Genomic DNA, 24,160 nt, shown 5'->3' with positions numbered 1-24,160 from the left:
CGAGATCGACCACTGGTCCGAATTCGGGACACCGGGCCGGAGCATTGGGAAAGCGCCTCCGGGGGCGGTTCGGGAGGCACTTCGGGTGATCACTCGGAGTGATGGATTCCGGGTTGGGGCGGGGTGCGGGAGCGGGCGCGGACCGGCCACAGGGCGTTGACGGCCCGGACCAGCGGCCGGTTACCGGCTGGTTTCGGCCACGCGGGGCACGGGGGCTCCAAGGCCCGGATTGTGGCGCTCGGTGAGGTGACCGACTCCCCGGTACGGAGTCCGGCCGAACGTCCGTTTCGTGGTGAGCCTCACACCGGAGAGCCCGGTATGCGGCTTCTCGGGGCTCGGGTGGTGAGGTGTTCGATGCGGCGTCGGGTGTGAGTCAGCTTGTTGCCGCGGTGGCCGATGCGCCGAGGCCCCTGCCGTTCGCCGCGGTGAGGGTCAGGGTGCGGTGATCGATGCGGTACGTCGTCCGGCCGTCCAGGACCGCGAGCAGTTCGCGCTCCAGCTTCATCCGGGGGGCCCGGCACATCATCTTGGTGCCGACGATCCGGCCGAAGGTGATGGTGGAGCCGGAGACCGTCGCGGTGCCGCGGAACGCGTTGCAGCCGAGGTTTCCCTGTACGGAGCCGTCCTCGTCGAAACTCAGCCGCGCCGTCTCCCGCGTCCCCGCGGGCGGGGACGAGGCGACCGTGCCGGAGACCAGGGTGGTGACGGTCCAGGTGGTGCCGGTGAGCGGGGCGGGCGGCTGCGCCGTGAGGGCGAGGGAGTCGCCGTTCTTCGCGGTCAGGGTGAGGGTCTTGTTCGCCACGGCGGCGCTCAGCTCGCCGCTGAGCACTCCGGACATGGCCGCCTCGAAGTGCTGTGCGTCCTTCTGGCAGGCCATTGCGGTGCTCGTGCCCGTACCGACGGTGATCGTCCCGCCGTCGATACGGGCATCGGCGGTGAAGTGGTTGCAGCCGTAGCTTCCCGAGGCCCGGCCCTTGGAGTCGATCTCGACATGGGCGCCGGGCAGGGCCGCGGTGCGCTTCCCGCCGACCGTCACCGAGTCGACGTCCCAGCGGACACCGGTGACGGGCGACCCAGTCCGTACGGCACCGCCGCCGGAACCGGAACCGGAACCGGATTCGCCCCCGCCTCCCGCTTCCGTACCGCAGGCGGCGAGGGTGAGGAGAGCCAGGACTCCGACGGCCGTACGTTGTGTCCGCATGGCCCTGGGACGGGGCGGGCGATCGTCCGGTTCCCCCTCGCCCCGTCAGGTCACCCCATCAGGGGCAGCAGCGCGGCGAGGTCGGCGCGCTCGCCGCTGGCGCTGACCTTCGCCTCGTCGAGCGCCCGCGCCCACTCCGTACGCCCGGTGGCGAGCCGGATCCAGGTGAGCGGATCGGTCTCGACGACATTGGGCGGCGTGCCTCGGGTGTGCTTGGGGCCCTGGACGCACTGGACGACGGCGAACGGCGGTACGCGCACCTCGACCGAGCCGCCCGGCGCCTTCTCCGCGAGGGCGTCGGCGAGCAGCCGGGTGCAGGCTGCGAGCGCCTGGCGGTCGTACGGGATGCCGAGGCCGGCCGCCTCGTTCAGGTCGTCGGTGTGCACGACGAGTTCGACGGTACGGGTGACCAGGAAGTCGGCCAGCCGCATCGCACCGGCCCGGGTCGGCAGCAGCCGTTCCTCGGGGGCGCCGGGCACCAGCTCCTCGAACCGCGCGGCGACCTCCCCGTACAGCGCGTCCAGATCCGGATGGTCAGCGGCTAGCGCCTTGGTGTCGTCGGCGATGCGCGCGGCCCGGTCCGCGGTGGAGAAGGGCCATTCGAGCAGCGTCAGCTCGGGCTTCGGCGAGGCGGGTTCGGGCAGCTCCAGATTTTGCGTCACGTGCGAGAGCCCCATGGTCAGATGGGCGGCCAGCTCGCGCACGGTCCAGTCCCCGAGCCGGGTCGGCAGCGCGAGCTGTTCGGGCGTCAGGGCGCGAACGGCTTCCCGGACATGGGCGAACTGCGCCAGGACCGCGGTCCGGGTCTTGACCGGGTCGTAGCGGCGGGCTCGTTTCTGGGACGGCGGCATGGTCAAGGAGCCTAGGGCCTTCCGGCGAGTCAGGGGCGGGTCGCGAAGCCGCCGAGGCCCTTGTCGAGCAGGTCGAAGCCGCGCTCGGCGAGTGCGACGGCATCCGGCGCGACCCTGTCCGCCGACTCCCCGGCCAGCAGCCGCAACTGGTTCGCGACGATGAGAGCGTTGCGGGTGGCGATGAGCTGAGCGGATGCGATCCGGGCGAGAGACGGCTCCTCCCCCTCCTCGACCAGGACCTCGGCGAGCAGATCCAAGGAGCGCAAGGAGAACGCGTGAGCCCGGATGAGCAGCGCCGGGGTCTCCTGGATCAGCCGGCGCAGTCCGAGGACCAGGGGGGCGTCGCTCATCCCGACGGAGGGGTCGCGGGCCTCGATGGCGGCCAGGAACTGATGCCGCACGGCGGACGCCGCCGACTCGCCGAAGGCCCGTTCCCGTACCACCCGCGCGACATCCCCGACGTGCTCCTCCATGGGTGCGAGGACCAAGTCCTCCTTGCCGGCGAAGTAGTTGAAGACAGTCATCTTCGACACCTCGGCCGCCTCGGCGATCTCGGCGACCGAGACCTTGTCGAAGCCGCGCTCGGCGAAGAGCTCGGTGGCCGCGGTCAGCAGACGGTGCCGCGTCTGGAGCTTCTTGCGCTCGCGCAGGCTCATCCCCTCAGTCATGGCGTCACTGTACCAGGATGAACATTGATCTCAGATTAATTCTTGACTCGATATACTTTTCTGGTCCATGGTGGTGCCTTTCCAGGACACCGCCCCGGCCCACCAGTTGGGCGTGGCAACCACCGGCGTCCGGTTCTTCCAGACCCTCGGCAGCGCACTGGGCACGGGCGCCCTCGCCCTCGACGAACGCACCGGTGGCCGTGTGAATTGCCCGCCCATTCGCCGAAAGCGCCACGCCACCGGTGAACGGAATTCTTCGGGCCGAAAATGCGCCCACCTGCGCGTACGGGCCGAATTCCCGGAGATCCGGAACCACCGACCGCCGGGACAAAACGTGAACGGCCCCGCCCGTCAACCGGGCGGGGCCGTCCTCGGACAGGATCGGCGTCAGGCGAGCAGACCCGGAATGGTCTCCTCGTGCGCCGTGCGCAGCTCGCTCAGCGGAATGCTGAACTCGCCCTGGATCTCGATCTCCTCGCCGTCCACGACACCGATACGGGTGACGGGCAGACCCCGCGCCCCGCACATGTCGTTGAAGCGGAGCTCCTCGCTGCGCGGAACGGAGACGACCGCGCGCCCCGCCGACTCGGAGAAGAGGAAGGTGAACGCGTCCAGACCGTCCGGCACGACGAGACGGGCACCCTTCCCGCCGCGCAGGCAGGACTCGGTGACCGCCTGGATCAGACCGCCGTCGGAGAGGTCGTGCGCCGCATCGATCATGCCGTCGCGGGAGGCCGAGATCAGGATCTCGCCGAGCAGCTTCTCGCGGCCCAGGTCGACCTTGGGCGGCATGCCGCCCAGGTGGCCGTGGATGACCTCGGACCAGGCCGAGCCGCCGAACTCCTCGCGCGTGTCGCCCAGCAGGTAGAGGAGCTGGCCCTCTTCCTTGAAGGCGACCGGCGTACGCCGGGTGACATCGTCGATCACACCGAGCACGGCCACGACCGGCGTCGGGTGGATCGCCGTCTCACCGGTCTGGTTGTACAGCGACACATTGCCGCCGGTGACCGGGGTGCCCAGCTCCAGGCAGCCGTCCGCGAGACCACGGGTGGCCTCGGCGAACTGCCACATGACGTCCGGGTCCTCGGGCGAACCGAAGTTCAGGCAGTCCGAGATCGCGAGCGGCTTGGCGCCGGAGGCGGCGACATTGCGGTACGACTCCGCCAGCGCGAGCTGCGCACCGGTGTACGGGTCGAGCTTCGCGTACCGGCCGTTGCCGTCGGTCGCCATGGCCACGCCCAGGTTCGACTTCTCGTCGATCCGGACCATACCCGCGTCCTCGGGCATCGCGAGGACGGTGTTGCCCTGCACGAACCGGTCGTACTGGTCCGTGATCCACGCCTTCGACGCCTGGTTCGGCGAGGCGACCAGCTTGAGCACCTGCTCGCGCAGCTCGGCGCCGTTCGCCGGACGGGCGAGCTTGCCCGCGTCGTCGGCCTGCAGCGCGTCCTGCCAGGACGGCCGGGCGAACGGGCGGTGGTACGTCGGACCCTCGTGGGCGACGGACCGCGGCGGCACGTCGACGATCTGCTCGCCGTGCCAGAAGATCTCCAGCTGGGAGCCCTCGGTCACCTCACCGATGACGGTGGCGATGACGTCCCACTTCTCGCAGATCTCCAGGAACCGCTCGACGTGCTGCGGCTCGACGATCGCGCACATGCGCTCCTGCGACTCGCTCATGAGGATTTCCTCGGGCGAGAGGGAGGAGTCGCGCAGCGGAACGGTGTCCAGCTCGACGCGCATACCGCCGGAGCCTGCGGAGGCCAGCTCGGAGGTGGCACAGGAAAGGCCCGCACCGCCGAGGTCCTGGATGCCGGCGACGAGCTTCTCGCCGAAGATCTCCAGGGTGCACTCGATCAGGAGCTTCTCCTGGAACGGGTCGCCGACCTGGACGGCCGGACGCTTCGCCGGGCCGGTCGACTCGAAGGTCTCCGAGGCGAGGACCGAGACGCCGCCGATGCCGTCGCCGCCGGTGCGGGCGCCGTACAGGATCACCTTGTTGCCGGGGCCCGAGGCCTTGGCGAGGTGGATGTCCTCGTGCTTCATCACACCGATGCAGCCGGCGTTGACGAGCGGGTTGCCCTGGTAGCAGGCGTCGAAGACGACCTCGCCGCCGATGTTCGGCAGACCCAGGCAGTTGCCGTAACCGCCGATGCCCGCGACGACGCCCGGCAGGACGCGCTTGGTGTCGGGGTGGTCGGCCGCGCCGAAGCGCAGCGGGTCGACGACCGCGACCGGGCGGGCGCCCATGGCGAGGATGTCGCGGACGATGCCGCCGACGCCGGTCGCCGCGCCCTGGTAGGGCTCGATGTACGAGGGGTGGTTGTGCGACTCGACCTTGAAGGTGACCGCGTAACCCTGACCGACGTCGACCACACCGGCGTTCTCGCCGATGCCGACGAGCATCGCGTCGTTGGCGGGGACCTTCTCGCCGAACTGCTTGAGGTGGACCTTGCTGCTCTTGTACGAGCAGTGCTCGGACCACATCACGGAGTACATGGCGAGCTCGGCGCCGGTGGGACGGCGGCCCAGGATCTCGCGGATCCGGGCGTACTCGTCCTCCTTGAGGCCGAGCTCCTTCCAGGGCTGCGCCGTATCCGGGGTCTCGGCCGCGTGCTTGACCGTATCCAGGCTCATGCGTTGACCAGCTTCTTGATGATCGAGGTGAAGAAACCGAGGCCGTCGGTGCGGCCGGTTCCGATCAGCGGCTCGACGGCGTGCTCCGGGTGCGGCATCAGACCGACGACATTGCCCGCGGCGTTGCTGATGCCGGCGATGTCGCGAAGCGAGCCGTTGGGGTTCATGTCCACGTAGCGGAAGGCGACACGGCCCTCCGCCTCCAGCTCGTCGAGCACGCGCTCGTCGGCGACGTAACGCCCGTCCATGTTCTTGAGCGGTACGGAGATCTCCTGGTCCGCGGAGTAGTCCGAGGTCCAGGCCGTCTCCGCGTTCTCGACACGCAGCTTCTGGTCGCGGCAGATGAAGTGCAGGTGGTTGTTCCGCAGCATCGCGCCGGGCAGCAGATGCGCCTCCGTCAGGATCTGGAAGCCGTTGCAGATACCGAGGACCGGCATGCCTGCCCTGGCCTGTTCGATGATCGTCTCCATCACCGGCGAGAAGCGGGAGATGGCTCCGGCCCGCAGATAGTCGCCGTAGGAGAAGCCGCCCGCCAGGATGACCGCGTCGACCTGGTGCAGGTCCTTGTCGCGGTGCCACAGCGACACGGGTTCGGCGCCCGCGACCCGTACGGCCCTCAGGCTGTCCTTGTCGTCGAGCGTGCCGGGAAAGGTGACGACTCCGATACGAGCAGTCACTTCGACTCCTCGGCCTTCTCCACCTTCACGGTGAAGTCCTCGATGACGGTGTTGGCGAGGAATGTCTCGGCCATCTCGTGAATACGGCTGAGGGCGGCGTCGTCGACCGGCCCCTCGACCTCCAGCTCGAAACGCTTTCCCTGACGTACGTCCGCGATTCCCTCGAAGCCGAGACGGGGCAGTGCACGCTGCACCGCCTGTCCCTGCGGGTCGAGGATCTCGGGCTTGAGCATGACGTCGACTACGACGCGTGCCACTGGCACTCCCGGTTTGGTGTGGTGCGGCTGTTTCTCCGGGGGGCTCCCCAGACCCCCGCAGGTCCCCTCAGCGTACCTGGCCAGAAATTCTACGCGGGTAGATATCGAGGACCCTTGATCACGCCCAGATTTCGGCCGTGACAACAGATCGGGAAAGTCCTGCAAAAAAAATCCTCACCAGCAGCACACATAGAAGGCTGACACGCGGAGGTAAATCGGTGGGCTTCACAATGCGGCACCCACCGCTGTACAAATGATTACCAGGGAATGCAGCATTGCCCGTAATCAGTCGACACCGGTCGGCTCGCATCCGCCTAACAGCCGGAAGGCCGGCATCAGCGCATGTCAGACGCGCCGACGCCGTAGGAAAGGACCGATATCCGTGGCTCAGCGCGTAGTGGTCTCGCTCTTCGACGACATCGACGGGGGAGCAGCGGCGGAAACGGTCACCTTCGCCCTGGACGGGAAGTCGTACGAGATCGACCTCAATCCGTCCAATGCAAAGAAACTGCGCAAGGCCCTGGCGCCGTACGTGGCGGCGGGCCGAAAGCAGACAAATGCCGGTAAGCGCGGCAGGGCGCCGGTGTCGTACCGGCACACCTCGCTCGAACCCGACCCGGCGGCCGTGCGCGCCTGGGCCCGCTCCCACCGGATGGAGGTGCCGGCCCGCGGCCGGATCCCCAAGAAGGTCTACGAGGCGTTCCGCGAAGCCAGTTGAGCCGCCCGCACGCGGGCGGCTCGCCCGGAGCGTGCGCCGGGGAGTGCGCCGGACCGTCGCCGGAGCCTGCCGGGGAACGCCCCGGCGCACGCCTCAGCGACACCCCGCAGCCACCGACTTGCGCTACACCCCTGCAGTTCGGCTAAAGTCTGGAGCACGCCGAGGGGCAAGGCCGAAAACGCCGAACCCCACGCAGCGTGCGGGTGTAGTTCAGTAGCAGAACATCCCCCTTCCAGGGGGAAGGCGCAGTGTGCAATTCCTGTCACCCGCTCTGCATCGCTCTTATCGGCCACTCCGGTGGTTCGGGTAGAGTAGTGCTCGCACCGCCCGATGGATCTCCTCAAGGGGAGTACAATGAGCGGCAGTAATGCGGACGTGGCTCAGTTGGTAGAGCATCACCTTGCCAAGGTGAGGGTCGCGAGTTCGAATCTCGTCGTCCGCTCTTGATCGTTCGAAGGCCCTGGTCGATATCGACCAGGGCCTTCGTCGTATTCGCGGCAGCGATCCGGCGGAAATCTGCGGGCATGACCAGCGAAGACATTCCCGGCGTCCGCGCGATCGGCGTCGTGGCGGACGCCACACACCGTCGAATTGCCGGCGGCCCTCACCCGGCCCGACTGCCACCGAGGCCGTACGGATGCCCGAACTCGTGAGCGCGGTGCGTGTTGCGGGCGGCCGGTCCGGAGGCGTGGGCCATGGTGCGGGCCCGTCACTCCGGTGTGGCGGTCCTCGATCTGGAGATGCCGCGCGCCAGCGGTGTGAGTGTGGCCACATCGCTGCGGACCGAACTCTCCGGCTGCCGGACGACGATCGTGACGGGTCGCGGGCGGTCCGGGCATCTGAAGCGGGCACTCGCAAAGGGCACGCGGGCCTTCGTACCGAAGAGCGCCGGCACCCGGCGGTCGACCGGGATCATCCGTACCGCGCACGCCGGAAACCGTTATGTGGACCCGGAGTTGGCGACCGACGCGGTCTTCGCCGGGGACTCGCCGCTGAGCGCGCGCGAGGCCGAGGTGCGGGAACCTGCGGCGGACGGGGCGCCGGTCGCGCAGATCGCGGAGCGGGCCGTGCTGTCGCGGGGAACCGTAAGGAACCACCTCTCGGTGGCCGTCTCGAAGTCCGGGGCGGAGAAACGTCGTGGGGTGGTGCGTCTCGGACGCGAGCGCGGATGGGTATAGTGGTCCTCGCGCTTCGGCGCTTGCGGACGTAGCTCAGTTGGTAGAGCGCAACCTTGCCAAGGTTGAGGTCGCCAGTTCGAACCTGGTCGTCCGCTCGGTTCAGCAAGAAGCCCCCGGCCTTTGGGCCGGGGGCTTCTTCGTGTGCGGACGGGCCCTACTGCCAGGGCGAGCCGGTGAGGAGTTCGTACGCCTCCAGGTACTTCGCCCGGGTCGCGTCCACGATCTCCTGGGGCAGTGCCGGGGGCGGCTGCTCGCTCCTGCGGTCCCAGCCGGAGGCGGGCGAGGTCAGCCAGTCGCGTACGAACTGCTTGTCGTAGCTGGGCTGGGCCCGGCCCGGCTCCCAAGTGGCCGCGGGCCAGAAGCGCGAGGAGTCCGGCGTCAGCACCTCGTCCGCGATGATCAGCTCCTCGCCGCCGTCGGCCGTGGGAGCGAAACCGAACTCGAACTTCGTGTCGGCGAGGATGATTCCGCGCTCGCGCGCGATGTCCCGGGCCCTGCCGTACACGTCCAGCGTGGTGCGGCGCAGCTGGGCGGCGGTCTCCGCGCCGACCTGGCGGGCCACCTCCTCGTAGCTGACGTTCTCGTCGTGGTCGCCGACGGCCGCCTTGGTGGCGGGGGTGAAGATCGGCGCCGGGAGCTCGGAGCCGTCGAGGAGGCCCTCGGGCAGCGCGAGGCCGCAGACCGTGCGGGACTCGTTGTACTCGACGAGGCCGGAGCCGGTGAGGTAGCCGCGGGCGACGCACTCGACCGGGACCATCCGCAGCGACTTGCAGATCAGGGTGCGGCCGGCCCAGTCCGCGGGGGCTCCGGCGGGGAGTTCCGTGGACAGGACGTGGTTCGGTACGAGATCGGAGAGCCGGTCGAACCACCAGAGCGAGAGCCGGGTGAGCACGCGGCCCTTGTCCGGGATCTCGGTCGGCAGGACCCAGTCGTACGCGGACATGCGGTCGCTGGCGACCATGACGAGGTCGCCCGCCTCGTTCCGGTACAGGTCGCGCACCTTGCCCGTGTGGAGGTGGGTGAGCCCCGGGACCTGCACTGGCTCGGGCTTTTCTACAAATCCGGACACGCTGCCTCCGCGTAGGTTGATCCAGGAGTCGCTCCGATTGTCCCGTATCCGGTGCGGCGGAGTGGAACGGGGTGGCGGTGACGTGTCGTTCAGGCGCGTTTGCAGATGCGGTCGAGGAGGTTGGCGGTGGCCCGCTGGATGCGGGGGTCCACATGGCCGGGGCGGTCCAGGGCCGGGGACCAGGCGAAGGTGCCGGAGGCGAAGACGAGCGCGCCGGACGGGGCCCGGTACAGGGAGGTCTCCTGGTGGCGCTTGGCTCCTTCGCTGTCCTGGTACGGGGAGTGGGCGAGGAGAATGCGGCTCTCGTGCTCGGGGAGCGAGGTGCGCGGGAAGTAGCGGTCGGCCTCGCCCGCGACCAGGCCGTCGATCTCGTCGCCCTCGCCCGCGCCCGTCGCGTCCCACAGCCAGTGCTCGGCGTTCCGTACGACCAGGGGGTGCGGGTCGGGGACCCGGCCCGCGTACTGGATGCCGAGGAGTTGCTGTTCGGGGCGGTCGATCTCGCGCCAGAGCGCGGGCTTTCCCGGGCCGCGGCGTTTTCGGCAGGTGAGCAGCCGGTCCGGGACTCCGGACGGCGACGGGGAGAGGCTGACCTGCCAGTACATGGTGTTGGCGGAGAGGAAGACGAGCGAGGTGCCGCCGTCGCGGGCGCGTTCGGCGGTGCGGCGCATGGGCACCGACCAGTACTCGTCGTGACCGGGGAAGACCAGGCCCCGGTAGCGGCCCGGGTCGATCCGGCCGGCGTGCAGATCGCGGGTGTCGGCGTACGCGATGTCATAGCCGTACCGCTCGGCCCAGCGGATGAAGTCGTAGGCATGACCGACGTGGAGCGGCAGGCCGGCGCCCGCGTACGGACGGTCGAAGGAGACGGTGACCGCGGCGTCCTCCTCGCCGAGGAGGCGGCCCTGCTCGTCCCAGGCGTGGTAGAGGCTGGCGCCTGTGCGGCCGTCCTCCGGGTAGAGGTTGTACGCCTGCCAGGTGATGTCCGGCAGGATCAGCAGCAGATCGGCCGGGTGCTCGTCGCGGACCGTGAACGGGATGTGGGAGCGGTATCCGTCGACCGTGGTGAGCACGGCGACGTAAGCGCCGATCGACCAGTAGGCGGGGATCTGCAGCCGCCAGGACTGCCACCAGTGGTGGCAGGAGACCGTGCGGTCGGCGGTGAGCGGGGCGGGCTGGACGATGCCGGAGAGCCGGGGACTGGTGGTGATCTTGGCGGCGCCGTCGCCCCCGTAGTGGCCGATGCGGTAGATGTCCACGGAGAACTGCTGGGGCGGATCGACGGTGATGTGGAAGTCGATCGCCTCGCCCGGGGCGGCGGCGCCGGTGGAGATGAAGCCCTTGATCTGGCGGTGCACATCGTCGGCCGTACGCGTGCCGCCGTCGGTGGAGCCGCGGGCGAGGGTGGGGTCCGCGTACCAGGGGACGACCTGTCCGGTGTCGTCGAAGTAGTTCTCACTGCCGCGCAGCCAGGGCAGCGGGCCCTGGCCGAAGGGGTCGGAGACGGCGTGCGCGAGGGCACCCGACTCCCATCGGCGAATCTGCTCCGCCCCCATACCGCTCCCCTCCCTCTCGTCCCCCGAGACAGCATCGATGCGCCGACTGTCAGCGTCGATCCCCAGCACATCACATAACGCATGCACTCCGTCACCGTTCGTCGCGAATTGACGTTAACGGAACGCCACCTTCCGGGTAAGGGTGTGCGGCGGCCTCGGTCGGGCGCCGGGGGTCCGTGGTTCAGACGAGACGGACGGGCTTGTCGAGGCGTACGCCGACCGAGGCGAGCCAGGAACGCAGCGGCCCCGCGTCCCCGTCCTCGACCAGGCTGAGGACGGGACTGCCCAGATCCGCCCGGCGCTCGCCGCCGACCAGCAGCGTGGGACCGTCCAGCCAGTCCAGCCCGGGCGCCCCGCCCGCCGTGTCGACGGCGGCGCAGCAGACCATGGCCGCGACGTGGTCGGCGAGGAGTTCCGTACCTGTACGGGGTGGCTGGAGCGGCAGGAGCGGGAGAGGGTCCGGGCCCCAGAAGTCCAGGATGTCCCCGCCCTGGTGAGCGGCGCTCCGGGGGCCGCTCACCGGACTCGGTGTGCCGCCGCCGGACGGGGGCTGCTGGGCCGCCGCCTCCTCGCGGGCCACCGCGGCGCTGATCCCGGCCGCGAGCTCCTCGCCGCTCCCGCACCGGCCCGCCAGATGCTCGACGACACGGGCCAGCGTGGGCACCCCGGCGTCGACGGGATACGCGGGACCGCCGGGACCGCCGGGACGGTCCGAGGAGTTGCCGGGACGGTCCGAGGAGCCGTCGGCGGGCGACGTGCCCATCGAGTCGAGGACCCGGTGCAGGCGGGCGGCCTCGGTGCGCCACTTCCGGTCGACGACCTCTTCCGGATACTGCTGCCAGTCGACCGGCGACCAGTCGGGACCGGTCTCCGCCGGGCCGCCGTGGAAGAGCCGGGCCGCCAGCAGCGACGCCGCCTCGTCGGCCGCGCCGGGCTCCTCCAGGAGGTCACAGGCGGGGCGCTCGCCGAGCCGCGAGGTGAATCCGTCGGCAAGGCGATCGCGCCGGGAGAGCTCGGTGAGGGCGGACACGACGCCCGCGTCCAGCCGGGACGGCCAGCGGCCCATCTGCCAGGCGGGCAGCGCGACCCGGGTGAGCAGCCGGTCCCAGCCCGCGTAGGCGAGGCCGACCTGCTCCTGGGCGACGATCCGCAGACCGTAATCCACACCCTGTGCACGGACCGACGCGGCGGCGGCGACGCCCCGCTCCATCTCCGCCGCATGGGTGCGACAGCTGCGCAGCAGCAGCCTGGCGACCCGGCCGACGAAGGCGCGCGGCACTCTGCGCACCCCGGACAGCGGGCCGGAAACGGGCGCGGCCGCATCGGCCACCGCTCCGTCCAGCCCGCGTACGAAACGGCGCGCCGCGGCTATGTCGGGATGCGCCGAGGGGCCCGTGCCCGCGACGACGGGGGCGAGCACCGCCCGTAGCTCCGCGACCCGCATCCACCACAGGAAGGGCGAACCGATGACCAGCACGGGAGCCGCCTGGACCCGACGCCGGGCCCGGCCCCCGGAACGCGCGCCCGGGTCCGCTCCGGGGGCTGCCGCGGGCTTTGCCGAGGGGTGTGTGCGGTCCTCCAGCCAGCTGTCGCAGTCGGGCGTGAGGGCTATCGCCGAGGGCGCGGGAACTCCGAGCCGGTCGGCGAGATCCCTGACCAGGCGGTAGAGATCGGGGGCGGCGCCCTCCGGGAGCGGGACGGTCGGGCTGACCGCCGGCCTCGCCCGTACGATCGCGGCCGCGACCGCCGCGGCGAGCAGGAGCACGACGACCGCGCAGGCCGTCACAACCCAGCGCGCCGCGTCCCAGCCGCTGCCGACGGCATGGCCCTGCGCGCCCGCGACGAGCAGCACGACGGCCACCGCCGCCGGCAGGACTGCCACGGCAGTGGCTCTGCCGCGGATGCGCAGCAGGGCAAGAGCCCGGGCGCGCGCACTCTGCACACCCAGCTCCTCACTTGTACCGGTACCGGACACGGCCGGACGTCACCCCCTCTGCCCCCGCGGCGGTGTTGTTCACTCCCCCACTGTGGCACCCGTCACTGACATCGCAATGCCAGTGGGCCAAGTGCCGGAATGCTTGCGCCGCACCCTAGTTGGGGCCTCGGCGGGCGTCATCCGGATAGCGCAGCCGTCACTCGATGGAATGGCTTTGGGCAAAGGTGCTGACGCGCCGCTGTCCTTGGGGCAGCGGCGCGTCAGTGGAGGTGGACGGGGGTGGGCGGGGGTGGGCGGACTTCATGCCGCGTGGTCCGGAGGGGACGGAGCGGGGCGGGGCGGGGCTGGTTCGCCCGGCCCCCCTCCGGTCCTGTCCGGAACCGGTCGGTCTCAGGCCTGCGCGGCCTTCCGGGCGATGTCCGTACGGAGCTGCGAGCCGTCGAGCCGGATCCGGGCCGCCGCCGTGTAGGCGCGCTCACGGGCGGCCGCGAGGTCCTTGCCGGTCGCGGTCACGGACAGCACCCGGCCACCGGCGCTGACGATCGCGTCGCCGTCCCTCCTGGTCCCGGCGTGCAGGACGTACGCGTGCGGGGCATCCTTCGACGCCACCTCGTCGAGCCCTTCGATCGGGTCACCCGTGCGCGGCGTACCCGGGTAGTTGTGCGAGGCGATGACCACGGTGACGGCTGCCTCGTCGCGCCATCTGAGCGGGGGCAGCTCGTCGAGGGTGCCGTTGGCGGAGCCCAGCAGGACACCGGCCAGCGGGGTCTTCAGACGGGCCAGGACCACCTGGGTCTCGGGGTCACCGAAACGGGCGTTGAACTCGATCACCCGGACGCCGCGCGAGGTGATCGCGAGGCCCGCGTACAGCAGCCCGGAGAACGGGGTGCCGCGGCGGCGGAGTTCGTCGACGGTCGGCTGGAGCACCGACTGCATGACCTCGTCGACCAGCTTGGGGTCGGCCCACGGGAGCGGTGAGTACGCGCCCATGCCGCCGGTGTTCGGGCCCTCGTCGTTGTCCAGGGCGCGCTTGAAGTCCTGCGCGGGCTGGAGCGGCAGCACGGTGGTACCGTCCGTGATCGCGAACAGGCTGACCTCGGGGCCGTCGAGGAACTCCTCGATGACCACACGGTCGCAGGCCAGGGCGTGGGCGCGGGCCGCTTCGACGTCGTCGGTGACGACGACGCCCTTGCCGGCGGCGAGACCGTCGTCCTTGACGACGTACGGGGCGCCGAAGGCATCGAGGGCGGTGTCGATCTCGGCGGGGGTGGTGCAGACGTAGCTGCGTGCGGTCGGGACGCCTGCCCCGGCCATCACGTCCTTGGCGAACGCCTTGGAGCCCTCCAGCTGGGCCGCCTCACCGGAGGGGCCGAAGCAGGGGATGGCCGCGGCGCGCACGGCGTCGGCGACCCCGGCGACGAGCGGTGCCTCCGGGCCGACGACCACCAGCTCGGCGCCCAGGTCAGTGGCGAGGCGCGCGACGGCGTCGCCGTCGAGTGCGTCGACCGGGTGCAGTTCGGCCACCTCTGCGATGCCGGCGTTGCCGGGAGCGCAGTACAGAGCGGTGACGTCGGGGTCGAGGGAGAGAGAGCGGCACAGGGCGTGTTCGCGGGCGCCGCCGCCGATGACGAGGACCTTCACGGGGTGCAGCCTAGCCGCCGGTCCACGGCGGCCTTGACGGACGCCGCTCCGTGGACGCGTCGGGACGACCCGGGGATCGCCCCGAGCGCCCGCCCCGGTCGGCTACTCGTTGGTGAACTCCTCGACGACCGTGGCACCTAGCTCGCGGACGATCAGGTCGTGCCCGGAGAGCGCCGAGTCGACGAGGTCCGGGTCATCGGCCTCGGGGGTGTCGTCCTCGGGGGCGACCGGGCGCGAGGGCTCGGGGGCGGAGGAGGGCTGCGCGGAGTAGGACTGTCCGGAGTAGGACTGCGGTGCGGGATCCTCGGCGGGTGCGGCGCTCGGCTGCTGATGTGCGGCGGGCGCGGGCCGGGACTCGTAACTCTGCTGGGGCGCGGGGGCCGGACGCTGCGGCGCGGGCTGCGCGGCGGAGGGACGGCCACCACCGGTCTGCGGGGGTGCGCCCGCGCCGCCCGACGGGTCGACGATCGCCTCGATCTTCCACTGTGCGTTGAACCGCTCGGCGAGGGCCTGCTTCAGCACCTCCTCGCTGCCGCTGCTCGCGAAGTTGTCGCGCGCGCCAGCGTTCAGGAAGCCGATCTGGAGGGTGGCGCCGTCGAAGCCGGTGACCTGGGCGTTCTGACTGAGCAGGATCCAGGTGAACCGGCGGCGGTTCTTCACGGCCTCCAGGATGTCCGGCCACATGTTCCGCACCTGGCCGGCGCCCTGCGTCATTCCCGCGCTCGGCTCGGCGGCAGCGGGCACCGGTGCCGCGGGCGCGGCCTGGTCCGGGGCGGGGGCCTGGGCCGGGGCCGCCTGCGGGGCCGGCGACTGGCCGGGGGTGGAAGCGGTCGGCCAGCCACCCGGGCGGCGGCCCGATTCCGGCGCGGCGGCACTGGGCCAGGCCCCGGGACGCTGACCGCCCGCGGGAGCCGGGGTCGGAGCCTCGGCAGGCGGCTGCGGAGCGGCGGGTGCAACGGGGGCCACGGGCTGAGCGGGTGCTACGGGCGGCGGGGCAGCGGCGTGGGCGGGCGGGGCTGCGGGGACGGGAGCATGGGCCAGAGCCTCGGGCCCGGGTACGTACCCCATGGCGGGTCCCGTACCGGCGGTCGCGAAGGAAGCCCCGCGCTCCAGCCGGTCCAGCCTGGCCTGCAGCGAGCGCTCGTCGTCGAAGGCGGCGGGCAACAGCACCCGGGCGCAGATCAGCTCGACCTGGAGGCGCGGTGAGGTCGCCCCGCGCATCTCCGTCAGTCCCTCGTTGACCAGGTCGGCGGCGCGGCTCAGCTCGGCGGCGCCGAAGACGGACGCCTGGGCCTGCATCCGCTCGACGACATCGGCGGGTGCGTCGATCAGGCCCTTCTCCCCGGCGTCCGGCACGGCAGCCAGGATCACCAGGTCGCGCAGCCGCTCCAGGAGGTCGGCGACGAAGCGGCGCGGGTCGTTGCCCCCCTCGATCACCCGGTCCACGACCTCGAAGGCCGCGGCCCCGTCACCCGCCGCGAAGGCGTCCACGACCGAATCGAGCAGCGAGCCGTCCGTATAACCGAGCAGCGAGGTCGCCATGGCGTATGTCACACCGTCGTCGCCGGCGCCGGCCAGCAACTGGTCCATCACCGACATCGAGTCACGCACGGACCCGGCCCCGGCCCGTACGACGAGCGGCAGCACCCCGTCCTCGACGAAGCTGTTCTCCTTGCCGCAGACCTCGGCGAGATATTCGCGCAGCGTGCCCGGCGGAACGAGACGGAACGGGTAGTGGTGCGTACGCGACCGGATGGTGCCGATGACCTTCTCGGGCTCGGTGGTCGCGAAGATGAACTTGAGATGCTCCGGCGGCTCCTCGACCACCTTCAGCAGGGCGTTGAACCCCGCCGATGTGACCATGTGCGCCTCGTCGATGATGTAGATCTTGTAACGACTCGACGCGGGCCCGAAGAACGCCTTCTCCCGCAGATCACGGGCGTCGTCCACGCCACCGTGCGATGCGGCGTCGATCTCGATGACATCGATCGATCCCGGCCCGTTGCGCGCGAGGTCCCGGCAGGACTGGCACTCCCCGCACGGCGTGGGCGTCGGCCCCTGCTCGCAGTTCAGGCAGCGGGCCAGGATGCGCGCGCTGGTCGTCTTGCCACAGCCGCGCGGACCGCTGAACAGGTACGCGTGATTGACCCGGTTGTTCCGCAGTGCCTGCTGCAGCGGGTCAGTGACATGCTCCTGCCCGATGACCTCGGCGAACGACTCGGGGCGATAGCGGCGGTACAGCGCAAGGGACGACACACATACGAGGTTATCCGGGCGGACTGACAACCGGCCCCGCACCGGACGAAGCCCGGCCCCCGGAAACACAAGGGCCCCCCACGCACCCGCCAGAGCCGACCTACCCTTGCTGCCTTCCGGCCCTGGGGGAGTTCAGTCAGATAGCGCCACGTGAGGGGCTGAAGCCCACCTTAGCCGATCCCCACCCCTGCCAGTCCACCTCCCCCACCTTCCGGAACCACCCCGGAAGAGCCCGAGCGGATCTTGAGGCGAACGGGTTCGCGAGCACTCCTCAACGTCTTGTATTGTTTGCCGCGGAGGATTCGCCTAGTGGCCTAGGGCGCACGCTTGGAAAGCGTGTTGGGGGCAACCCCTCACGAGTTCGAATCTCGTATCCTCCGCCATTGCTCTCACCGGGCAATACGTCGAAGGGCCCCACCGCTTGCGGTGGGGCCCTTCGACGTTGGTGGTTGCAGTTCTGGTTGCAGTTGCCGGCTACCGCCCGTTGAGGGCCGCCCGGCACACGTTGCAGTATATGGCCGCGTTCCGCCCGTACCGCCGCATCATCTGGGTACAGCTGGCGCACAGCCCGAGCTCCCATGGCGGACAGCCCAGCGCTGCGGAGGCTGCTGCCCGCTCGACGGGAGTGATCCGCGTCGGGTCGCTGGAACGTTGGGTTGGCAGACGGGGGAGGGTAAAGCCGCCCGTCGGTTGATCGAGATCGCGAAGAGGCCGGGCGTCACTGATGAACCAGCTGTCTTCGCCTGCCCGGCAGGTGCGGTCGACCTCCTGCTCAGCGAAGGTGATCACGTCGTCGTCTTCCTCGGCCGGGACTGCGGGCAGGGGTGTCTTCTCGTTGACGATCTCCTCCCACAGCGCACGATCGGCCGCCGACACCCACATGTGCCGCCCAGCGCGGCCACTGCCCCGACTGGGCACGTAGACCGGGACGCTCTCCCCTGTAGCGCTCTGCAGGACCAGGTCCTCGATGCGGACCGGCTTCTTCTCCGGGAGGCACAGCGCCGGCACGAACCAGTCCGCGTGAATCGCGCCACAATGACCGGCGCCCTCGCTGAGGAGGCAGTGGCGCTCGCTGCTCGGTACGCACTTCCAGACTTCGAGGTGCCGGTAGCCGCCGCGGATCACCATCTCCTTGCGGTCAACAATGTCCCTCCATGGCATGTCGTCGACGCGCGCCCAGGGGGCACGGTCGATCAGGGAAACCGTCCGGTCCTTCGCCACCCACAGCGGGGTGATGCCATGCTCCACGGCGTTGACCGAACGCCGGTGCACGCTGCTGGGGCTGAGGTGGTGGTACTGGATCTCCCAGCCGATCCTGAGACCACCAGGCCCGGTGACAACGGCGTCCGAGACGCTCCGCCGGTTCGCCATGGGAACCTCGGCCTCGGCGTCCAGACCGTAGCGCCCGGCGGTCTCGACGATCCGCTCCTTGGTGGCCTTGTGCTGGGCACTCTCCGCCGGGGTCGCCTTGTGCGTGATCGGCAGGTGTGAGGCCACGAGAGGTCGCCGGCCCCCAACCCTGCCTCGACGGATGAACATCCACGGGGACTTCCCGCCGGTCTCAGACAGGCATTCCCGCCCGTCGTGGTGTGCGAGGCATTCGAGCAGATGCGCGTCGCGGTCGGAGACCTTGGCGGTGATCTCCCGCAACAGATCGGGACGCCCCGGGTGACCGAGGTCAGGCAGTGACAGATTGATCTCTAGGCCATATCCGGTGTGCCACACCCCATTTGCCATCTCTCTACCATAGAAGCGACTACTGACACTCAACAGGGCGTCTCCCAGGGGGAGATGGGCAACAACAGCACGAAGCCGTGCGACGGATCCCCGTCGCACGGCTTCGTGCTGTTGATTCAGCGGCTACCACTCGTCTGCGTCGCCGTACTTCCCCGGGTTCTGCGCGCGGTCCACAGCTTGTGTACACGCCTCGGCGAAGGCGGCCCCCACGGCCACTTTGTCCGTACCGCGCGCGTTGGCCTCGACCTCTTGGCCCGTACCGGGGATTCGGACCGTGCGCCAGACCGACGGGCGGTTGGTGTAGGCACCGATTTCGAACTCCCAGGTCGGCACGGACCACTGTTCGGGGAGCGCTGTCGACTCTCGCTCTCCGCTGGGACGGAACAGCGCACGGGCGTGAAAGACCACCGTCCGCTCGGGCATCCGATCACGGACCTCCCGCACACCACCGGGGCCGTTGCGCTCCCAGCGCCCGCGATCCCACTCCTCGACCTCGGCCGTTCGGTCCGGCCAGTCCTCGCTCCACTGGGCAACGACCTCGGCAGCATGCTCTCGCTGAAGGAAGGGCACCCGCCGCTCACCAAGGCGGGCGACGTGGACCATCAGCTCAGCAGGGACAGGGCTCTGGTCGGCGCCAGACAATGAGCCTCCGACCGCCTGAGCCGGGGCATTGCCCCAGAGGAGCCCACCGACCTTGTCTGCCGTGTCCTTCAGGACACGGCTGGTGAGGTGCTGGTAGCGGCGGCGCATCCGCGCAGACTTTCCGGGCTCCCAGCCCATGATTCCGTCCACAACCGCGTCTGAGACACCGAGAATCAGCAGGACGGTCGCCGCGGTGTGGCGAGCATCGTGGAGGCGGCCGTCGCGGACTTTCGCCGCCTCCAGGAGGTCCTTCCATTTATGGAAGTCCGTGTTCGGGTTCAAGGGCTCGCCGGTCGGCGAGGTGAATACGTACCCCTTCTCCGTCCACAGATCGCGTGCGCGCTTCCGCTCGCGATCCTGTTCCTCCTTGTGCCGACGAAGCAGCTTCATCAACTCACCCGGGACACCGATGGGCCGCTGGCCGGCGCGGGACTTCACGGTCTTGGTCTCGCGACGCGTATTGATCTTCTGAGGGCAGAAGCCCGGCTTACGCCCGCAGCGGTCGCCGCATCCGTGCTGATAGCGGGGCCGCAGCCGACCTCGGCGCACGCGGATCACATCGAGTTCGAAGTCAACGTCACTCCACTGCATGCCGAGGACCTCGCCCTGCCGCAGGCCGAGCGCCAGGGCGATGACCCAGCGTGCGGTGTTGCGATGCTTGTGCGCTTCGGCGAGCAGGCGCTGGACCTCCTCGATCGAGTACGGCTCAACCTCCTCCTCTTCGACACGAGGGCCTTTGGCAATCGTGGCCGGATTGACCGTGAGGTGACCCCGACGCACCGCCTCGTTGAGCGCGGTGCGGACGGTCCGGTGCGTCTGGTGGGCGGTGCCGGCGGCGCTTCCGGTTTCCTGCATCTTCTTGTAGAAGCGCTCCAGGTGCTCCGGCTCCAGCTTCTCCAAGCGGTGGGCGCCCAGGCCAGGTATGAGGTGGTGGTAGACCGCGACGCGGTAGCCGTCGATCGTGTTCTCGGAGACGTTCGGCGCGGCAATGTTCTCGACCCAGTGGACGACCCAGGTCTCCAACGTCCAGCTCTGGCCGGCCTTGCGGACGGCCCCCTTGTCCCGCTGGCGCTCCAGCTCGCGGACAGCCTTGGTCACGTCAGGACGGGTCTTGCGGCTGATGTGGCGCCGGTCAGGTGCGCCGTCGTCCTTGGTGCCGACGGTGACGTATCCGTGCCAACGGCCGTCCTTGCCATGGAAAATCGAAGAGGCGCCGTTGGGCTGACGGCCCTTCGCCGTCGCGCCCCGCGTCATGCTGCGGTCCCGAAGTCGCTGGTCGTGAGGCGCCGGGCCAGAAAGTCGTTCACCGCCTCTGCTGGGATGCGGCGCAAGCTGCCGATCTTGACCGAGGCGATCTCGCCGGAGGTGACGTACTCGTACAGTTTCGTGCGGCCGATGCCGATGCGGCGCGCGGCTTCAGCAACGGTGAGGGCCACGAGGGTGGTGTCGCCTCCGGCGGGGCGTCGTTCGGCGAGCAGGTCTCGCAGGTCGGACTCGGGGACGTCCAGCAGGTCCGCTATCTGGGCAAGGGGCAGTTCGGTGCGATGCAAGGGAGGGTCCTCTCCTGGCAGGCCACGGGACGGCGAATCCCGAAAGGGCCGGCAAGTCGTTCAGGGATGGGCGTGAAGAGAAGGAACCGGAGACGGCAGGCCCTCGCTGTTCGTAGCAGCGAGGGGCCGAGTCAGCTCTGTTCGGACGGCGCGTCCATGCGCTCGCCGAGGTAGCTGCGGAGCCGAGTTGGCGCTCCGAGGTGGTGATGGAACTCGCCGTTCGAGGCGATGGTCAGCTCGTGGGTCAGCAGAGCCTTGACCATGTCTTCCTGGTTGGGGTTGGCGTCCGTGTACGCCGCGAGTTCGTCCTGGATCCGGCGCATGTCCTTGCCCAGGGCCCGCCATTCCTTCCATCTCGCGACGTAGTCGCCGACGAGACGACGGACCAGCGGGTTGGCGAGCTGGCCGGGGGGGCTGGTCAGCTCGTCGAAGGTCAGGTCGAAGACCTTGCAGAAGCCGAGCGCCTCATCGAGGTTGACCCGGCGGCGGGGCTTGCCGCTCTCGATGCGCCAGATAGCGGACTGGTTGACCGGGTGCCCGGCGTCTGCCATTCGCTCGGCCAGGGTGACCGTGCTCCATCCGCGCGCCTCGCGTTCGAGCTTGATGCGCTCCGCGACGTGATCTTCGGCCAGCGGCCGCTCCGGCCCCGCGCGAGAGGCGCCTTCGTCACTGCTCATCACTGCACCTCCTTGCCGGGGCCCGACGGACAGCCGGGGCGATAGTGAAAACTAAACACCATTCCAGAGCCGAATGCAACCGTTGCGCTTCCGAAAACGTCGGGTACTGTAGGCGTCCGCCCTCGAACGTGGGCGAACGCAAAAAGCCCCCGACGCTACGAACGCCGGGGGCCAAGCACGAACTCTCGTAACCGCCCATCCCTGAACGATTGACCCGCGTGGCCTGGGATTCGCCGTCCCGTACGGCCCGCAAGTTGAGGAGCTCAATGTCCAGTATGGACGAACCCCGGCCGACCGCGCCACACCTCGCGGGAACCGGCCGCCAGCCCACGGCCGGCGACCTCACCGCGGTTCCGCCGCACGACGTCGACGCCGAGGCCGCCGTGCTGGGGGCCTGCATGCACAAGGGCGCGGTGATCGACGAAGTGCGCCTGCTGCTCGACGCGGCCGATTTCTACCGCCCCGCGCACGAGACGGTCTGGCGGGCCATTCTTGCCCTACACAGCGAGGACAAGCCGACCGATCCAATCGCCCTGTCGCACCAGCTGCGCGCCCAGGACGACTTGGAGCGGGTCGGCGGTGTGGTGTACGTCCACCAGCTCGCCGACGCTGTGCCCTCCGCCAGCAGTGCCGCCTATTACGCGGGCATCGTGCGCACGATGGCCGACCTCAGGCGTCTGCGCGCCTCCGGCATCCGGACCGCTCAGCAGGCGATGGAGCCGGGCGCCGATCCGGATGCCATCCGCAGCGAGGTGGAGGCAGAGGTCCAGGCGGAGCGCGAGCGTGCGCTGGCCTCGGGGCCGGGGCGACTCTCCCGGTTCATCACTGACGGATGGCGCTTCGTCACCGAGACCGGCACTGACACCGAACCTCTCTGGGGCACTCGGGAGCAGACGGCCTGGTCGTCGGGAGAGAGCCTGATGATCGTCGGAGCGCCGGGAGTCGGGAAGACCACGCTGGCCCACCAGGTGATCCTCGCTCGGCTGGGCCTGTCGGACAGCGTCCTGGACATGCCGGTCGCGCCGAGCCGACGGGTGTTGTACCTGGCACTGGACCGGTACAAGCAGATAGCCCGCGCCATGGCCCGCGGCGTCGGACCCGAACACGAGCAGCGCATGCGCGACGGACTCGCTGTCTGGCAGGGACCTCTGCCCGCCACCCTGGACAAGGAGCCCGACCTCCTCGCCGACCTCGCCGCCGCTCACCAAGCCGACACCATCGTGATCGACAGCCTCAAGGACGCGGTGAGCACCCTGGTCGACGATGCCCTTGGTGTCGCCTACAACAACGCCCGCCAGCGAGCCATGCGCAACGGCGTCGAGATCATGGAGCTGCACCACCAGCGCAAGGCCACCGAGGGTGCCCCTCGCGCCCAGAAGCCCACCCTGGACCGGGTCTACGGCTCCACCTGGATCACATCCGGCGCGGGCAGCGTCCTCTTCGTCTCCGGGGAGGCGGGCGACCTCGCCGTCACCTTGCATCACCTCAAAACCCCCACCGGCGAAATCGGCCCCCTCCAGGTCATCCACGACCACGAACGCGGCACCTCGACACTCGACCCCGCCCTCGACCCGGTCGGCATCCTGCGCCAGCGTCCCGACGGCCTGACCGTGCGCGAACTCGCCATGATCCAAAGCGGCCAGAACAACCCGGAACGCTCAGCCACCGAGAAAGCCAGGCGCACCCTGGACCGCCTCGTCAGGGCGGGACTCGCGGACAAGGCCGAAGGAGCCGCAGGCGGCACCGGAGGCGGCCAGCAAGCCCGCTACCGCACCTCCGTCCGCCACATCGGCGCAGTCTCCTGACCCCACCGCCGGACGCCGGGACCGTACACGAGGGCGTACACGCAGACCTCCCCCACACACCGGCCCACGCCACACCGCAGGCGTACACGCAAAGCACAAAACCGCAGGTCAGACGAGCACGCGATCGTTCACGCCGTACACGCACGCCAGCGTTCACGCGTGAGCCCCCCCTTTAGAAGGGGGCTCACGTGTACGCCCCCTGCGTGAACGCCGTGATCGCCTCCGCAGAACCAACCCCGGAGAACCCCGCATGACCACACCCGCCACGCCCAACGACACCACCCGGCAAAGTCACGCGACGCCCGGTACCAGGCGCGTCCAGGAAGTGAGGCGGCAAGCAACGCCCCAGCACGCTGCCGAGGGATACGCCCTCGCCACAGCCGGAACGGTCATCATCGCCCTCACCGTCGGCGGCTTCTGGCTCTCCTACGCCCACCTCGCCCAGGTCGCCGGACAGCATGGGCTGGGAAGCTCCCCGGTTCGGCGATGGGCCTGGCCCGCGACCCTCGACGCATTCATCGTCGCGGGCGAACTGCTGATGCTCCGCGCCGGCCTACGCCGGGTGACCGACTGGTGGGCGATCACTCTGACCGCGACCGGATCGGCCGGATCCATTGCGCTCAACGTTGCCGGTGTCAGCGGCACGGGCAATGCGAGCGTCGTGCCCCTGCTCGACTACGTGGTCGCAGCGGTTCCCCCGACCGCAGCCCTACTGGCCTTCGGGGTGCTGATGCGGCAGATCCACCAACTGGTCGACCGGCCCCTCGACCACGCGGCCACCAGTTCCGTCGAGACGCCGGAACCACCTGCCACGCCATCCGCACACGCCACCAAACCGCAGGCAACCGCTTCCGGCATGCCGCCGCCCCGGATTTCGAAGCCCCAGCCGCGTGGCGGCCGTCCGGTCAGCGCGACGGTCGAGGAATTGGTTGAGATCGGGCGGATCGCTGCAGCCGAGAAGCGCAAGCTCACACGGTCGATCGTGCAACAGGCCATACGAGACAAGGGACATACGGTCAGCGGTCGACGGCTGACCGACGTCATGAAGATCCTTCGGCCGGAACCCGGCGCCGGTCGAAACGCCGACTGACCGCCCGCCTGGCCGGT

Annotated in this window: 18 protein-coding genes, 4 tRNA genes, 1 other RNA gene and 1 pseudogene; 8 read left to right on the top strand and 16 right to left on the bottom strand. The window is 70.0% G+C overall.

Going from position 1 to position 24,160, the window contains the following annotated elements; all coding sequences use genetic code 11:
- Window positions 1-373: 373 nt before the first annotated feature.
- From OG507_RS21640 to purS, 6 genes are all read right to left on the bottom strand, one after another.
- Window positions 374-1,201: an META domain-containing protein gene (locus OG507_RS21640; protein WP_327368845.1), complete on the bottom strand. Its 828-nt coding sequence runs from the start codon at window positions 1,199-1,201 to the stop codon at window positions 374-376.
- 50 nt (window positions 1,202-1,251) lie between these two features.
- A complete protein-coding gene (locus OG507_RS21635; protein ID WP_327368844.1) occupies window positions 1,252-2,052 on the bottom strand; it encodes a maleylpyruvate isomerase family mycothiol-dependent enzyme in 801 nt (266 codons plus the stop codon).
- Between the two features lie 29 nt (window positions 2,053-2,081).
- The gene (locus tag OG507_RS21630; protein WP_327368843.1) at window positions 2,082-2,720 is read right to left on the bottom strand and encodes a TetR/AcrR family transcriptional regulator; all 639 of its coding nucleotides are present in this window, start codon (window positions 2,718-2,720) and stop codon (window positions 2,082-2,084) included.
- Window positions 2,721-3,107: 387 nt separating this feature from the next.
- Complete coding sequence (gene purL, locus OG507_RS21625; protein ID WP_327368842.1) at window positions 3,108-5,357, bottom strand: phosphoribosylformylglycinamidine synthase subunit PurL; 2,250 nt, start codon at window positions 5,355-5,357, stop codon at window positions 3,108-3,110.
- On the bottom strand, window positions 5,354-6,034 hold the full coding sequence (gene purQ / locus OG507_RS21620; RefSeq protein ID WP_327368841.1) for a phosphoribosylformylglycinamidine synthase subunit PurQ: 681 nt from the start codon (window positions 6,032-6,034) through the stop codon (window positions 5,354-5,356). The genes purL and purQ overlap by 4 nt, the downstream gene beginning before the upstream one ends.
- Window positions 6,031-6,291, bottom strand: a complete 261-nt coding sequence (purS, locus tag OG507_RS21615) for a phosphoribosylformylglycinamidine synthase subunit PurS (protein ID WP_176729353.1) — start codon at window positions 6,289-6,291, stop codon at window positions 6,031-6,033. Before purS ends, purQ begins: the two co-directional genes overlap by 4 nt.
- A gap of 382 nt (window positions 6,292-6,673) precedes the next feature.
- Between purS and OG507_RS21610 the strand changes: the two genes are divergently transcribed.
- The 5 genes and pseudogenes from OG507_RS21610 (at window position 6,674) to OG507_RS21590 (ending at window position 8,282) form a co-directional block, all read left to right on the top strand.
- A complete protein-coding gene (locus OG507_RS21610; RefSeq protein ID WP_327368840.1) occupies window positions 6,674-7,009 on the top strand; it encodes a histone-like nucleoid-structuring protein Lsr2 in 336 nt (111 codons plus the stop codon).
- A 199-nt stretch (window positions 7,010-7,208) separates the two neighbouring features.
- A tRNA-Gly gene (locus OG507_RS21605) sits at window positions 7,209-7,280 on the top strand.
- A 98-nt stretch (window positions 7,281-7,378) separates the two neighbouring features.
- Window positions 7,379-7,451 (top strand) — tRNA-Gly (locus tag OG507_RS21600).
- Window positions 7,452-7,680: 229 nt separating this feature from the next.
- Window positions 7,681-8,187 (top strand): annotated as a pseudogene (locus OG507_RS21595) (response regulator transcription factor); the annotation flags it as partial.
- Between the two features lie 22 nt (window positions 8,188-8,209).
- Window positions 8,210-8,282: transfer RNA gene (locus OG507_RS21590), tRNA-Gly, on the top strand.
- Between the two features lie 59 nt (window positions 8,283-8,341).
- Here the strand turns inward: OG507_RS21590 and OG507_RS21585 are convergent.
- The 6 genes from OG507_RS21585 to ffs all read right to left on the bottom strand — a co-directional run bounded on the left by OG507_RS21585 (window position 8,342) and on the right by ffs (window position 16,805).
- A complete protein-coding gene (locus tag OG507_RS21585; RefSeq protein WP_327368839.1) occupies window positions 8,342-9,256 on the bottom strand; it encodes a phosphoribosylaminoimidazolesuccinocarboxamide synthase in 915 nt (304 codons plus the stop codon).
- A gap of 89 nt (window positions 9,257-9,345) precedes the next feature.
- Window positions 9,346-10,809, bottom strand: a complete 1,464-nt coding sequence (locus OG507_RS21580; protein WP_327368838.1) for a N,N-dimethylformamidase beta subunit family domain-containing protein — start codon at window positions 10,807-10,809, stop codon at window positions 9,346-9,348.
- Between the two features lie 181 nt (window positions 10,810-10,990).
- Entirely contained in the window at window positions 10,991-12,784 is a 1,794-nt protein-coding gene (locus OG507_RS21575; protein WP_327368837.1) for a hypothetical protein, read from the bottom strand.
- A 351-nt stretch (window positions 12,785-13,135) separates the two neighbouring features.
- Window positions 13,136-14,386 carry a phosphoribosylamine--glycine ligase gene (purD, locus tag OG507_RS21570; RefSeq protein WP_327368836.1) on the bottom strand — a complete coding sequence of 417 codons (1,251 nt, stop codon included), beginning with the start codon at window positions 14,384-14,386 and terminating at the stop codon, window positions 13,136-13,138.
- A 102-nt stretch (window positions 14,387-14,488) separates the two neighbouring features.
- Complete coding sequence (locus OG507_RS21565; protein WP_327368835.1) at window positions 14,489-16,642, bottom strand: DNA polymerase III subunit gamma and tau; 2,154 nt, start codon at window positions 16,640-16,642, stop codon at window positions 14,489-14,491.
- A 66-nt stretch (window positions 16,643-16,708) separates the two neighbouring features.
- An RNA gene (ffs, locus tag OG507_RS21560) (signal recognition particle sRNA small type) lies at window positions 16,709-16,805 on the bottom strand.
- A gap of 132 nt (window positions 16,806-16,937) precedes the next feature.
- Between ffs and OG507_RS21555 the strand changes: the two genes are divergently transcribed.
- A tRNA-Ser gene (locus tag OG507_RS21555) sits at window positions 16,938-17,025 on the top strand.
- A gap of 91 nt (window positions 17,026-17,116) precedes the next feature.
- Here OG507_RS21555 and OG507_RS21550 read toward each other — a convergent pair.
- From OG507_RS21550 to OG507_RS21535, 4 genes are all read right to left on the bottom strand, one after another.
- A complete protein-coding gene (locus tag OG507_RS21550) occupies window positions 17,117-18,379 on the bottom strand; it encodes a hypothetical protein (RefSeq protein ID WP_327368834.1) in 1,263 nt (420 codons plus the stop codon).
- Window positions 18,380-18,502: 123 nt separating this feature from the next.
- Entirely contained in the window at window positions 18,503-20,275 is a 1,773-nt protein-coding gene (locus OG507_RS21545; protein ID WP_327368833.1) for a tyrosine-type recombinase/integrase, read from the bottom strand.
- Complete coding sequence (locus tag OG507_RS21540; protein ID WP_327368832.1) at window positions 20,272-20,571, bottom strand: helix-turn-helix domain-containing protein; 300 nt, start codon at window positions 20,569-20,571, stop codon at window positions 20,272-20,274. Before OG507_RS21540 ends, OG507_RS21545 begins: the two co-directional genes overlap by 4 nt.
- A gap of 131 nt (window positions 20,572-20,702) precedes the next feature.
- Window positions 20,703-21,248, bottom strand: a complete 546-nt coding sequence (locus tag OG507_RS21535) for a helix-turn-helix transcriptional regulator (RefSeq protein ID WP_266770085.1) — start codon at window positions 21,246-21,248, stop codon at window positions 20,703-20,705.
- A gap of 275 nt (window positions 21,249-21,523) precedes the next feature.
- Here OG507_RS21535 and OG507_RS21530 point away from each other — a divergent pair, with 275 nt between their 5' ends.
- Both OG507_RS21530 and OG507_RS21525 read left to right on the top strand, forming a co-directional pair.
- Window positions 21,524-23,053, top strand: coding sequence for a DnaB-like helicase N-terminal domain-containing protein (locus tag OG507_RS21530; protein ID WP_442811108.1), 1,530 nt, complete (start codon window positions 21,524-21,526; stop codon window positions 23,051-23,053).
- Window positions 23,054-23,303: 250 nt separating this feature from the next.
- Window positions 23,304-24,143, top strand: a complete 840-nt coding sequence (locus tag OG507_RS21525) for a DUF2637 domain-containing protein (protein ID WP_327368830.1) — start codon at window positions 23,304-23,306, stop codon at window positions 24,141-24,143.
- Window positions 24,144-24,160 lie beyond the last annotated feature (17 nt).

The sequence above is a fragment of the Streptomyces sp. NBC_01217 genome (genome assembly GCF_035994185.1).
In the GTDB taxonomy this organism is placed as follows: domain Bacteria; phylum Actinomycetota; class Actinomycetes; order Streptomycetales; family Streptomycetaceae; genus Streptomyces.
Note: the sequence above shows the minus strand (reverse complement) of the source record. Positions and strands in the feature narration are given on the sequence as shown.

Coding starts and splice junctions, on each gene's coding strand:
- OG507_RS21545 (WP_327368833.1), bottom strand. CDS start 20,275: ATGACGCGGGGCGCGACGGCGAAGGGCCGTCAGCCCAACGGCGCCTCT.
- OG507_RS21535 (WP_266770085.1), bottom strand. CDS start 21,248: ATGAGCAGTGACGAAGGCGCCTCTCGCGCGGGGCCGGAGCGGCCGCTG.
- purL (WP_327368842.1), bottom strand. CDS start 5,357: ATGAGCCTGGATACGGTCAAGCACGCGGCCGAGACCCCGGATACGGCG.
- OG507_RS21635 (WP_327368844.1), bottom strand. CDS start 2,052: ATGCCGCCGTCCCAGAAACGAGCCCGCCGCTACGACCCGGTCAAGACC.
- OG507_RS21550 (WP_327368834.1), bottom strand. CDS start 18,379: ATGGCAAATGGGGTGTGGCACACCGGATATGGCCTAGAGATCAATCTG.
- OG507_RS21580 (WP_327368838.1), bottom strand. CDS start 10,809: ATGGGGGCGGAGCAGATTCGCCGATGGGAGTCGGGTGCCCTCGCGCAC.
- OG507_RS21525 (WP_327368830.1), top strand. CDS start 23,304: ATGACCACACCCGCCACGCCCAACGACACCACCCGGCAAAGTCACGCG.
- OG507_RS21530 (WP_442811108.1), top strand. CDS start 21,524: ATGGACGAACCCCGGCCGACCGCGCCACACCTCGCGGGAACCGGCCGC.
- OG507_RS21630 (WP_327368843.1), bottom strand. CDS start 2,720: ATGACTGAGGGGATGAGCCTGCGCGAGCGCAAGAAGCTCCAGACGCGG.
- OG507_RS21640 (WP_327368845.1), bottom strand. CDS start 1,201: ATGCGGACACAACGTACGGCCGTCGGAGTCCTGGCTCTCCTCACCCTC.